The sequence below is a fragment of the Kitasatospora sp. CB01950 genome (genome assembly GCF_001905465.1).
Taxonomy (GTDB): domain Bacteria; phylum Actinomycetota; class Actinomycetes; order Streptomycetales; family Streptomycetaceae; genus Kitasatospora.
The window spans coordinates 543,132-555,091 of the sequence record NZ_LISX01000002.1; the positions used below are offsets into that span (position 1 = coordinate 543,132).

Sequence of the window (11,960 nt, forward strand, 5' to 3'; positions counted from 1 at the left end):
ACGTGATATTTCCGCAAGCGGAAGCACACAACCAAGGAGAGCACCGACAGGGGCGCGGGGGTGGACCCTACACCCTTGAAAGTGGTGAGAGTGCCCAACCCTGACAAGCGGAAGCCCCGTCCGGACGATGCCGGACGGGGCTCGGGTCGCACTAGGCGGTGCGGCGTAGGTCGTGCTCGAACCCGGCCAGATCGGGGAGTTCGTACGCGGTGGCAAACAGCTCGGCGCGATGGCGGGACAGGTTCTCAACCTGTGCCCGGAGAACGGCCCTGTGCTGCTCCCGCGCCAACCGTTCTGCAACCGTCCTGCTGTGTGCGTCGAACATGGCCTGCCTTCGGCGTGCGTCCATATCGACGGGCCGGTCATAGGTGGCCCAGCTCGGGAGCCGGTTCCCCGCGACGTCGACGCGGAAGGGCTCTTGGGGTGCGCCTGTCGGTTCGTCGGTGACGCCGGACAGCGTCAAGGCCACGACGCTGGCCAGTAGTAGGGGCAGGAACGTGCACAGCGTCCACCCGATAGGGTCGGTCATGTCGGAGTCCTCCCGGGGACTTCGGCTCTTGCCCTGGTAACCGCGTAGGACCGGTTACCGGGGCTTTGTCGCCCCCGACCGTACTCAACTTGTCTACCTACGTCTATCGACGCCTATAGACGTATAGAACCAAAGGTGGACAACTGTGGCTGTCTACGCTTGAAGTCATGGACCAACCCGAGATCGACCACGACGCGCCTACTCCGGTCTACCGGCAGATTGCGGCGTTGATCATCGCCGACATTGAGCGCAACGCGCTGGCTGCCGACAGGAAGATCCCGTCAGAGTCCGCACTTACGCAGCGCTTCGGGGTCGCCCGTGAGACAGCCCGGAATGCCGTCCGGTATCTCCGGGAAGAGGGGTGGGTCTACACCGTGCCCCAGCGCGGCACGTACGTGGCAGCCCGGGGCAGCAGCGAGCCCCGCCCTGCCGAAGTTCACCGGCGGGACGGGGCGTAGGAGAGTGGTCTGCGCTCCCGGCTAGCGGCGAGGGCAGACACGTAGGCCCCGCCCGCTACTGCTCATGCGGACGCGCCCCACGCGCAGAGCATCGGGGCCGAAGTCAGCTTCCCGCCCGCATGACCAGATCGCGGTACGGGAGGGAGACTGTCGAGTTCCCGAAGATCCCCAACGACTTCTCCACCTCTCCGATCAGCTCGACCGCGCCGGCGGCGGTGTCCCGAAGGACTTCCGTTTCCACGAACACCCCGGCCCCGCCGACGGTGTCGATGTTCACGGTCACGCCCGGCAGGTCGGGGTGCCGGTAGGTGACCCGGGTCTTCACCACACGCACCAGCTCACGCATGCCGATGTTGGCGAGCAGCCGTTCGGCTGCGGCAGCCTGGTCGGCTTCGGCGAGGATCACGTTCGTCTCGGTCTTGGACACCACGTCGTCCGCGCTGTGCGTGGTCCCGGTGGACGCGGGCTTGTACGTCACCTCCGCGGCACCGTCTCGGCGGCGGACCCGCAGGCACTCGACTGTCGCCATGTAGTCCACGTCCGGTCGGCTGTAGTAGGTGTCCACCTCCGTCACGGGCGCGTCGGCCGTGTAGCCGAGTTCGATCAGCAGTTCCGCCAGTGCCTGCCGGTCGGGGAGTTCCCGCTTGCGCTCGATCTCCGTCAAATCTGACATGCCGTCATCCTGCCGTACTGGCCGCCGAGTACACGCGAGCCAGCGTGGAGCGGCTGCACCATCGCTGCATGGCGTCCATCGCCGACTGGAGCCGGTCCGTGTCGGACAGCCGAATGTTCGAGAAAAGCACGAGCTGTTTGGCGTCGCGCAGCGGATTGGACAGGGTGCGCTGCAAGTACCGGTTGTAGTAGGTGCGATTGCGGCGCGTCACGTCCGACACGTGCACCGGCATGAGGATGGTCGGGTCGCTGCCGGTCGATTCCGTGGAGCTGACGGCGACCGCGGACAGCAGCGCGTCCAGCGTCAGGTAGGCGTACGTCTCTCGACCTTCACGGACGCACCACGCCTCCCATACCGGGCGGCACTGGTCGTCGCCAGCTTCGGCAAGCGCCAGGAAGCGGGACAGGGCAATGTCCGAGCACATGTCGAAGACGTCGCCGTCCACCGTCAGGTGGTCTCCGAACGGCTCGCTGAGCGCCAGCATCATGCCGCGCTGCGACTCGGACAGGCGGCTTTCCGTCAGTCGGTAGTGCACCTGCTTGTGTCCGGCGCGCCGGCTGTTCCAGTCGGCCGCCAACTGGCCGTCGAGGTAGGGCGAGAAGCCGAGCACACCGGACCGCCACGCACAGTCGCGCATCGTGATGAAGTGCCGCTGAACCTCGCGGCAGACCCCCACCGGGGCGCCGACGATCACGGGGCGGTCGGGGGCGATGTCCCGCAGTGGCGCAAGTCGGGAGTCCTGCCGGATCACCACTTCGTCGTGGGCACCGTGGTAGGGGTGCGTTCCGTCGCTGAGGTACAAGGGCAGGAACATGCGCAGGAACTGGGTCCACGGTCGCCGGTCGTATGTCTGAGTTACCCGGACGTGCAGCGACTCGGCGTCGACGGCGTACACGTCGCGGTACGCGAAGAGGCCCCCCGGCCGGAGCACGGTCGGCAGGGTCCGTATCACGTCGTGAAGTCCGCCGTACCCGCCGCCGTAGCTGTACACCTCGTGCATCAGCGCGGACGCCGAGATCACGTCCACCGGCTCGGAAAGCAGCGACCCGAGATCCTGTGCGAACCCAGCCATCAACTCCACCGGACCGCCGGACTTCCGGTACTTCACCATGGCATCCGCCAACGTCGCGGACTGCACTCCGGGAACTTCGACCAGCGTGAGATCCACCGTTCCGCCCCTGCTGTCCGTGGCGAGCCGCGAGGCAAGGTAGTCCACGGCGGAGCCGCCTCCGGGGCCGATCTCGACCACACGCGGGCGCTCCGTGTCGATCCGCTGCAACGCCTGGTAGGTCAGCAGTCCCTTTTCCTCGCCGTGAGCGTTCGCGGCCACGTCCAGATAGCCGGCGTTGGCCTTCTCCTCGGTGGCGAACTTCGAACCGTTCAACTTCCCACCCCATGAATCGAGTTGGCGATTGATGACCGCCCCGGGCGCGGGGGTTGGTGCTGTACGCCCGGGGCGGGATTGCCGATCTCGGCTGTCCGACGCCGAAACCGGCACCGCCCGTTGGGTAGGGCGGTGTCTGTGAAGGTGGCGACTGGCGTTGGCGGGAATCTGTGAACGACGCTTCGGAGTCAGCGGCTCGGGGCGCCGGTGCGGGCCCGTCTGCGGCGCTGCCACGACTCGAACCAGTCCGGGCCGAATGAGCAACCGACCATCGCGACCGCCAGGGCGACGAAGCACGCCACCCACCGCACCCCGTCATCCGGTGCCAGCATGGCGAAGGCGAGCGCCCCACCCGCCGACACGGCGGAGCCGAGCGCCACTACGCCCGTCACAGCCGTCAAGCGCGTCACGGTTTACCCCGCCTTCTGGTGGTGGCTGACCTTTGCCGTCATGCCCACCCGCACCAGTTCGTTGAGGGTCGCGCTCCGCACCGTATGCGGGTCGGCCGTCCACGGCTCGCCGTCGCCGAACACCGGGGCGAGACGCCACCGGTCGCCGTCCACGTCCTGGAACGTCCCGCACCGGCCCGCCGCCGTGTCCACCACCAAGTCACCGACCTTGGGACAGGGCATCGGAGTGACCGAGTTGACCGCGGCATCGCGGGCGGCGAGCCCATCCCTCAGCACGCCAACGACCATCAGCACGTCGTTCGCCGCGATTCGCCCCGGACTCACTCGCACATCACCCGTGACCGGTTCCCGCGGGTCGATGGTGAGCCCCGGGAGCGGAACGCCGATCTCCTCGAAGACTTCGCGCAAGGCTTCGCCCGCCTCGATTGCCTCCCTGCGCCGTTCCTTGACGATCCCGCGCAGCATGCGGTTTGCCACGATGGCCCCTTGGTTGCTGGTTAGCTCCTTGGCTCTACGCAACCGCACGACCACGCTGCGCGCTAGGCTCGCAGGTGTCGGGAGATATAAGACCCATAAGAGCGGGAAGTCCCACCCATGGCAGAACGGAAGCCAAACCGTTTACTAGCAGCGCTCTTGACTGACAGTCAGTACACACAAAGCGCGTTTGCGCGGGCCGTGAACGCGGTCGGCACTGAGAACGGCCGACCGACGACATACAGCCAACCCTCCGTCTCCCAGTGGCTCGGCGGGACGGTTCCCGAGCCCCCGGCCCAGACTGCGATCCTCGAAGCCCTGACTCGCCGGCTCGGCCGACTCGTGACCCACGCAGAAGCGGGCTTCCCGCCACCCGCCGACCAACCCGCCCTTACAGGTACTGTCGAAGGGTTGATCGAACTGGGGAGGCAGGACATGGACCCCTCGCGCCGTGGAGTGCTCGGCGCAAGCCTGTTCGCCGTCGCGCTGACCGTTCCCGGCTGGCAAGACGTTCTTGCCCGAGCTGAGTCCATCCAGCGCGGCCAGACCATCCGGATAGGGATGCCCGAGGTGGCATCCGTCATAGCAATGACCGAGCGTCTCAGCAGCATTGACGACGAGTTCGGCGGACGGGCCGCACGCCCGATGGCAGCCAGCTACCTGGTCAATACCGTGGGGCCGTACCTTCGCGCCGAAGCCCCGGACGCCGTGCGGAAGGCGATGATGTCTGCCGCCAGCGACCTGTGTTATCTGACGGGATACATGGCGGTTGACGAAGGGCTGCACGGCCTCGCGCAGCAGTACTACGTCAAGGCACTTGAACTCGCCGGGGTCGCCGAAGATCACTTGACCTACTGCACCACCCTCCGTGGGATGAGCGTGCAAGCGGTCGACCTTGGGCACGGGCGACGGGCGATGCAACTTGCCGACGCTGCTGCTGCGGCGTCTCCCGTGGCGGGCCCGAGGATGCGGGCGTTCCTCGCCGGTCAGCAGGCGCATTCAGCCGCAGTTTCGGGCGACACCAACACGGCACTTCGCCACCTCGCAGACGCAGAACGGGCAATGGACGTCGCGGAGTCGGAGAGCAGAGCGTTCGGATCATACGATCCGAGTTCGCTCAACTACCACGTAGCGCAAGTCCGTTACGCCATCAAGGACGTAAGTGGTTCCGTTGCGGCGATGCTCGAATCTGACCGACTGCGCTACTCCGTCTACCAGCGCGGCCGTGTCCGTCACCGTGCCACTCTGGCGGAACGGCAACTCCAGCTCGGTCATCTGGAGGAAGCATGCCGCACGTGGCACCTTGCTCTGGACGACTACCCGAAGGTCCAGAGCGGACGCGCGGACGACCGGGTGCGGATCATGATGGGGCTGCTGGCTGCGCATCCTCGGAACGAGTACGCACGCAACCTGTACGAACGGGCTCGGACGCTGGTTCCGGTGCACCTCGCCGCGTAGCTGCCCTGCCAGAAGCCCCCGGAAACGACAAAGGCCCCGCCTCGACCACCCGCAAGGGGAGGACAAGGCGGGGCCGTTGTTGCGCGTTGCGGGGTCAGCCGGCGAGGACGTTCATCAGGCGGGCGGCGGCCTTGCCACCGAACAGCGCGATACCGCAATAGAACTCGATCCGGGTCCGGAACACCGGCTTGTCGTGGGCCTCGCCAAGGTCGGTCACCTGAATGCCACCGTTGGTCAGACCGGTGACTCCCCCGTCCGCGTCGGAGCTGCCGAACCGGACGGCGTATATGTCACCGGTTTCCTTGCCACCCGTACCCGTGGTGAGCGGGAGGACGTCGGTGCCGTCGAGCTTCTGGCCGGGGTCGAGCATGGGGATGCCGTTCCACATGGTGACTTCCGTGGATCTGTGCGGTCAGCAGCTCGGAGCCGCCGAGCCGGCGGAACCCGGAACGGATCTTCGCGATGATCGCGGCGTTCATGTACAGCGCGCCGTTCTGGCTGGTGATCCCCTGCACCTGCGCGGTCAGCGCGTCCAGGGCGTCGAAGAAGTCGTAGCCGCCGGAGACGGGCCCGGCCCCCTTGGCGTCCAGGACCTGGCGGCCGATCAGGCGCTTGCGCAGACCGTCGAAGCCGAGCGGGTTCACCTGCGTGTCACCGTTGAAGAACTGGTCGGAGAAGTGGACCGACGCGGCCTTGACCTTCAGGGTCTCCTGGATCGCGCGCTGGTCGTTGATGTTGCCGCGAGTCTTGACGATGAACTTGTCGACGTCACTGTCGCCGCCGAGGATCGCCAGAGTCTCGATACGCGGGCTGACCGCACCCACGCTCTCCGGGTACGCCTCGTTGACCGCACGGAACGACACCCCGGGAAGGGCGGCCTCCTCGTTGTAGCGGAACGCGGTGCCCTCGAACTGGATCAGCGGCAGCCGGTCGAGGATCGGTGACTCCTGGACGAAGGTCTCGACCACGCCGCGCTGAAGGTTGTCCGTCGAGAGCTTCGCGGACTCGGCAAGGGTGAGTGCCATGGCAGTGTTTCTCCTGATTCTCTTTGCAGGGTGGGGAGTTCAGTCCCCATATGTCGTCTTCACCGCTCGGTTACGACGCGCGAAGGCGAAGCGAGCCTTTAGCGATTACCTCAACTTCCGGACATGGAAAGCGAGTTGGGCCGCTAGCGCCCCGCAAGAATGGTTGTATTAGCCATCGGAGTTTCCCCCCTCCCTGCCGGTCAATGGCGGGATGGGAGGGGAGTCCCCCCTGGTAAAATCGCAGGTCAACGACGTACGGGCTTGGCATTCGCCGTAGCCCAGCCACCCGGTTGCCGGGCGGCGGTCTCCCTGTTGTGGCAGAGAGTGCACAGCGGTCGAAGCCTGTTCGGCGCGTCCGGGGCGGGCGCGCCCTGTGCCACCAGCTCTCGCCGGCTCGCGGGGAAGTGGTCCGCCACAGTGGCGGACTTGCCGCACGGCACGCACCAGGGATTGCGGTACAGGTGCGCCTTCCGGATGCGCTGCCCCGGGTGTCGTAGCCCCGTGCAGCAGAACTCCCCCGCAGCGCCTCGACTTCCCGCTCGTGAGAGCGGCACAACGACCACCGCGGGCAGTCAGCTCGGGGCACCCGGGCGCCGAGCAAGGGGGCCGGGGTCGTCTGAGCATGGGGGCGCCTCCGTCAACAAGGTAGTGGGGTTCGCATGCCCGACTTTCACTCGTTCGTGGTAAGGCGGTCACTTTTCGGTGGTGGACGTGAAGCGGCTACCGGCGGATACCTGCTCAACTTGGCCGCATGACGCGACGAACACTCCACGAAAGCCAGCGCCCACAGTTCGAACTCCGCTGCCATGGGCTGCACTTGACCATCCAGCGCATCCCTACGTGGCTCATCACCGCAGTCACAGCTGGCGGTGGCATCCTCGCGGCGTGGTGGGCGCCGAAGTAGCCGAGCAGGCAGTCAGGCCCCGGGCGGTCAGCTCGGGCGCCCGGGGGCGAGCACGGGGGCGGGTCTTCCGGTGTACGGAGCTACCTCCGGTTCAGCCGAAAATGTCCTGTCGCACGGCGGCGCTAGACTCCTGCTGTTGCTCAAGGCCGAGGGGGTGAAAATGGGACACGAGGCACTGTCCGGGCTAGTTTCAAACGCCATGGCCACGCTAGGGCGTTGGGCTCCAGAAGGTCCGCCCAGGCAGGTCAACCCGGAGCGCGTCAAGCAGTTCGCAGAGATTCTTGCGACGGGACGATGGGGAGCGGGCGACGCACGGTTAGACCCTGATCCGACAGGGCCCTACCGCCTTCCTGACATTCAATTCGGCAATCTTATTGTCGATCTCAAAGAGGTCTCACACCCTGCAAGGCGCCAGCTGAACATTGCAGTCGATGGACTGCGCCACGCACAGACGGCGACAGAGCGACGCGCCGCCGCTCGGGAATTCCTCGCCGCGCTCGCAGAACTGATTGCGTGCCTGTTGCGCTTCCTGGTCCGAGCCCTGCTGCGACTGCTGTCCGGCGCGCTGGCCCGAACCCGTACCGCCGACGTACCCACATGGCAGCCGGAACCGATCGAAGAGTCACCACAGATCACACCCCGCGGACCGAACTCCTTCTTCCCCGTGTGCACTTACCGGGGCGGGCGTCGTGGCAGCGCGCTGGGGAGCGCCGTACTAGCTGCGTAGGTGACCCGCCGACCGCTTCCGGTCGGAAGGCTTGTTGTGCTCAACCTGTTGTCCACGGCCCCGTGGTGGGCTGTGCTGGTCGTTACTGTCCCCGCGACCCTAATTTCCGGCTTCGCCGTACTGCTCCGGGCCGTCTGGCCGCAGAACTCCGTCCACCGCAAAGAGCTGTGGCAGGAGTGGCAGCGCGAACGCGCCCGCCGCCGCAAGGAGGTGGAGCGCCGACGGCAACTCCCGCCGTCCTAGACCATCTCGGCGAAGTCCCGTTCCGTCTTCCCTCGGTGGCAGGTCCGGCACGGCGTCCACACGTTGTCGTCGGTGTCCTCGCCGCCGTGGGCGAGCGGTAGCCGGTGGTCGACGTCGACCAGCTCGGCGGGCACGTCCTCGCCGCACAGCCCGCACACCGCGGAGCCGTCCCGGTCGACCCGCCGGCGAAGCCGTTCAGCGCCGCTGTGGCGACGGATCACCAGGGCGAGCAGCCGACGACGTGCGCGGACACTCGGGCGGGCTTCGTAGGCCCCGTGGTGAGCTTCGCAGCGGCCCCGGTGGGTCGGGGGTGAGAGGCAGTCGATACAGCGCACGGTGCCCCCTGTCTGCCGGGTCCGGAAGGGTGGTAGCGAGCTGCAACAAGCCGAATACGACGACATTGGTGGTCCGAGTCATCCGGCCAAGATTTCGCTTCGCAACGGTGCCCGCCCCCGGACTCGAACCGGGATGACACGTGCTTACACACGCTGCCTCGCCGTTTGGGCTAGACGGGCCTGGTACCCCTCGCCGGCGCGGGCCGGTCCGGGTGGGGACCGCAGCATCACCCGCCCCCGTTGGCGCCCTGGCGGACGGTCACGATCGGATGGTGTGCGGTCCCCGCGCTCTGCCTCACGACCCCTGCGGCCACCCCGGTGACGTGGGGTGCGTGGTGCACGGGCAGAGCTAGCGAGAGAGGGGTGCGGGCACTCGGTCCGCCGGTTCCCGTCGGTGGGGTGCGCGGTAGTCCTGCACTCCGTCTCTCGGAAGTAGAGGAGGGGGACGAATTCCAGCGGCCCGCCGAGCGGCACCGTCCGGGTCGTCCTTCCCCTCTCCCGGCAGTAGAGGAGGGGGACGGATTCCAGCGGTGGTGACGGGGTGACGCTGGTGAGGCAAAATCCTGTTTCTCTTACACGCGTATAGAGAAACTGAAATTGCCGTCTCCTCCGTCACCCCGTCACCACCCACCCTCGCTGATGCCCTACGCGGCGAGCCCGACGGCCGACCCGATCCGCATCCTGCTGCCCGCCACAGCCTTGCCGTCCGGGCCCATGCCGAGTTCGTCGCGAAGCCCCATCCACGACTCGATCGCCGGGTCCAGCTCGCCGACCACGGACAGGTGGAGCCGTGTCTCATCCAGTCGCCGCCACCCGCCCGGACGGGCCTTGCCGACGCGGACCCGGAACCCTGCTTCGACCAGCAGTCCACGGCGGGTCTCGTCGTCGGCGTCGGTCCACACGTCGGCGATGGTCTGTCCGGTGTCGAACCGCTCCCGCTTCTCCGGCCGTGCCGGGGTCGCTTCCAGCTCCACCATCCGGTTGTCGAGCGCGGCGAGACGCTGCTCCCACGCCTTGAGGGCCGCGCGGGAGCGCTGCTCTCCCTTCAGCTCCTGGTGCGTCTCGTACTCGGCGGTCACGGCGTCCAACTCCCGCTGGGGGTCGTAGCCGGGCGTGATCAGGGTCTTCATCACGGGTATCCGGCCGGCGAGGTCCAGGAACCGGGCTTCCACCCACTCTTCCAACCAGTCGGCCCGGATGGTGGTCGGGGCGGCGCACGGCGTGTGGTTGGCGCTGCTGCTGCACCGGTAGGTGTCGGCCTGGTTCACGGAGCGCGCCCGGCCCTGCTTGTACATCGGGGCCTCGCACGTGTTGCACAGGGCGACGTGCAGCAGCTTCGACGCGTCCGACGGCGCTTCGGGCTGGTTGCCGCCCGTGGCGCGCTTCTCGTCGAACAGCTTGCCGATGACGTCGAACTCCTCGCGGGTGAGGATCGGTTCCGCGGTGGCCATGATCGGCTCGCCCTGCGCGTTGCGGACGGGGTTGCCTCGGTGCATCTTCCAGCCGAGCAGCGCGGGCGTGGTGAGGATGCGCCGGACGGAATGGCGGGTCCAGCGGAACTTGTCCACCACCTTCGACCCCTTGCGCCCCGCGCCGACCTTCCCGCCGGTCGTCGCCTTGCCCTTGAGCTGGGCCCAGTGGTCGCGGGGCGTGAGAACCCCTTCGGCGGCCAGGTCCTCGCAGAGTTTCTGGATGGTCACCCCGTCCAGCAGGTCTTTGATGATCCGCAGAAGCACCTTCACGGCGCTCTCGTCCTGCACCAGGGTCTTACCGACACCGCCGAGTTCGGCGGGCATGGGCACGATTTTGTACCCGTAGGCGGGGGTGCCGGTGGCGTGCCGGTAGTTCATGTTCCGCAGCGCGGCGTGTGCTCCAGTGACGCGCTCTTTGATGGACCACGCTTCCATCTCGGCGGCAAACGCGAACTGGTTGAGCATCATGCGCGTGACCGGGTTGAGCGGGTCCCGGAAGTCGAATGTTTGCATGCCGCCGCCGACACCCTCGGCGAACACGATGATCTTCCCGTGGATAGCCGCCCACGTGGCGAGTTCGTGCATGTCGCCCTGCGACCGCACCGCCCGGTCGAAGCGCCACCACACCAACACGTCCCACTCGTCGGGGCGGGCGAGCCACTCGCCCAACTCGGGGCGTTGCCAGGGCGCGGTCTTGCTCGCCGACACCGCCAGGTCGACCGCCTCGCGCAGGTTCTCGCCCTCGCCGAAGTCGATGTTCAACTGCGCGGCGGCAGCGTCGCACGAATCGCGCTGACGCTCCGGGCTGGTGGTTTCGTCGGTGAGAACGGAAAGACGGATCGCCCGGACCCCACGGAGGGGCCGGGCGAACACGGTGCGCTCGGTGCCGGGAAGGCCACTGCTTGCGTTGTCCATACCCTCGGAGGAGGGGGACGAGTGCGTGTTACGGGTGCGGGACGCGGGGGCGAGGGCGGTCGACACGGGGGCTCACTCCAGAGGTGTGAACCCGGATCACTCGGCGAAGCGGAAGGCACCACGTCCGCAAGATCGCGACGCAGTACAATGACCTGCACGTGAGCGCGACCCCCCTCGCTACCGCTTGCGGTAGTCGCGCCCCGCCGTGGTCGAGAGCTTCCCCAGTCCGCCCACCGGCAGCAGGCGGGCCGCCGTCACGGCCGCCTTGTAGCGCTTGCCGGGGACGCACAGCGGCCGGTTGCGGGCGAGGTCGCGGAGGGAGTCGTCGACGACCCGCTCCGCGGTGAGCCAGCCCCAGGCGGGGATGGAGGAGGTGCCCATGCCGGCCCGCTCGTGGAATTCGGTGCGGGTGAAGCCGGGGCAGAGCGCCTGGAGGCGCACTCCGCTGCCGGCCAGGTCGCGGGCGATGCCGAGGGTGAAGTTGACCACCCATGCCTTCGTCGCGCCGTAGGTGCCTCGCGGGACGAACGCCGCGACCGAGGCGACGTTGACGATCCCGCCGAAGCCGCGTTCGCGCATCCCGGGGACGGCGGCCGTGGTGGTGCGCAGGACGGCCTCGATGTGGACCTTGAGCATGTTGAGCTCGTCCTGGACGGGCACGTCCAGGTACGCGCCGCGGTTGCCGAAGCCGGCGTTGTTGATCAGCAGGTCGACGGGCCGGGCGTCGTCGCGCAGGCGGTCCTCGACGGCGCCGATGCCGGTGTCGGTGGCGAGGTCGGCGGCGAGGGTCTCGACCTGGACGCCGTAGCGGGCGGTGAGTTCGGCGGCGGACTTCCGCAGGCGCTCGGTGTCCCTGGCGACCAGCACCAGGTCGCGGCCGTCGCGGGCGAGGCGGTCGGCGAAGGCGGCACCGATGCCGGCGGTCGCGCCGGTGATGAGGGCTGTGGTCATGG

General features: G+C 67.7%; 13 protein-coding genes and 1 tRNA gene. 3 read left to right on the forward strand and 11 right to left on the reverse strand.

Annotated elements, in window-relative coordinates; translation table 11 throughout:
- Positions 1-151 precede the first annotated feature (151 nt).
- Positions 152-529, reverse strand: a complete 378-nt coding sequence (locus AMK19_RS07215; RefSeq protein ID WP_073809027.1) for a hypothetical protein — start codon at positions 527-529, stop codon at positions 152-154.
- Positions 530-696: 167 nt separating this feature from the next.
- Here AMK19_RS07215 and AMK19_RS07220 point away from each other — a divergent pair, with 167 nt between their 5' ends.
- Positions 697-987 (forward strand): GntR family transcriptional regulator, encoded by a 291-nt coding sequence (locus AMK19_RS07220; RefSeq protein WP_073809028.1) that lies wholly within the window; start codon positions 697-699, stop codon positions 985-987.
- Positions 988-1,090: 103 nt separating this feature from the next.
- Here AMK19_RS07220 and cyaB read toward each other — a convergent pair whose 3' ends face one another.
- The 4 genes from cyaB to AMK19_RS07240 form a co-directional block, all read right to left on the reverse strand.
- Positions 1,091-1,660, reverse strand: a complete 570-nt coding sequence (gene cyaB, locus AMK19_RS07225; protein WP_073809030.1) for a class IV adenylate cyclase — start codon at positions 1,658-1,660, stop codon at positions 1,091-1,093.
- 4 nt (positions 1,661-1,664) lie between these two features.
- Positions 1,665-3,044, reverse strand: a complete 1,380-nt coding sequence (locus AMK19_RS07230; RefSeq protein WP_073809031.1) for a class I SAM-dependent methyltransferase — start codon at positions 3,042-3,044, stop codon at positions 1,665-1,667.
- Between the two features lie 188 nt (positions 3,045-3,232).
- Positions 3,233-3,445 (reverse strand): hypothetical protein, encoded by a 213-nt coding sequence (locus tag AMK19_RS07235; protein WP_143200083.1) that lies wholly within the window; start codon positions 3,443-3,445, stop codon positions 3,233-3,235.
- Between the two features lie 12 nt (positions 3,446-3,457).
- Positions 3,458-3,931: a hypothetical protein gene (locus AMK19_RS07240; RefSeq protein WP_073809034.1), complete on the reverse strand. Its 474-nt coding sequence runs from the start codon at positions 3,929-3,931 to the stop codon at positions 3,458-3,460.
- 117 nt (positions 3,932-4,048) lie between these two features.
- On the opposite strand from AMK19_RS07240, the gene AMK19_RS07245 reads away from it, so the two are divergent.
- A complete protein-coding gene (locus AMK19_RS07245; RefSeq protein ID WP_198953237.1) occupies positions 4,049-5,386 on the forward strand; it encodes a tetratricopeptide repeat protein in 1,338 nt (445 codons plus the stop codon).
- A gap of 94 nt (positions 5,387-5,480) precedes the next feature.
- Here AMK19_RS07245 and AMK19_RS37950 read toward each other — a convergent pair whose 3' ends face one another.
- Both AMK19_RS37950 and AMK19_RS07250 read right to left on the reverse strand, forming a co-directional pair.
- The gene (locus AMK19_RS37950) at positions 5,481-5,603 is read right to left on the reverse strand and encodes a hypothetical protein (RefSeq protein WP_274536958.1); all 123 of its coding nucleotides are present in this window, start codon (positions 5,601-5,603) and stop codon (positions 5,481-5,483) included.
- Between the two features lie 73 nt (positions 5,604-5,676).
- Entirely contained in the window at positions 5,677-6,411 is a 735-nt protein-coding gene (locus AMK19_RS07250; protein ID WP_241844286.1) for a major capsid protein, read from the reverse strand.
- A 1,040-nt stretch (positions 6,412-7,451) separates the two neighbouring features.
- Here AMK19_RS07250 and AMK19_RS35045 point away from each other — a divergent pair.
- On the forward strand, positions 7,452-8,042 hold the full coding sequence (locus tag AMK19_RS35045; protein ID WP_143200084.1) for a hypothetical protein: 591 nt from the start codon (positions 7,452-7,454) through the stop codon (positions 8,040-8,042).
- Positions 8,043-8,281: 239 nt separating this feature from the next.
- On the opposite strand, the gene AMK19_RS07265 is transcribed toward AMK19_RS35045, so the two are convergent.
- From AMK19_RS07265 to AMK19_RS07275, 4 genes are all read right to left on the reverse strand, one after another.
- A complete protein-coding gene (locus AMK19_RS07265; protein WP_241844287.1) occupies positions 8,282-8,506 on the reverse strand; it encodes an HNH endonuclease in 225 nt (74 codons plus the stop codon).
- A gap of 222 nt (positions 8,507-8,728) precedes the next feature.
- Positions 8,729-8,800, reverse strand: a tRNA-Tyr gene (locus AMK19_RS35880).
- Between the two features lie 464 nt (positions 8,801-9,264).
- On the reverse strand, positions 9,265-11,007 hold the full coding sequence (locus AMK19_RS07270; protein WP_073809039.1) for a recombinase family protein: 1,743 nt from the start codon (positions 11,005-11,007) through the stop codon (positions 9,265-9,267).
- 177 nt (positions 11,008-11,184) lie between these two features.
- Positions 11,185-11,958, reverse strand: a complete 774-nt coding sequence (locus AMK19_RS07275; RefSeq protein ID WP_073809040.1) for an SDR family NAD(P)-dependent oxidoreductase — start codon at positions 11,956-11,958, stop codon at positions 11,185-11,187.
- Between the last annotated feature and the right edge of the window lie 2 nt (positions 11,959-11,960).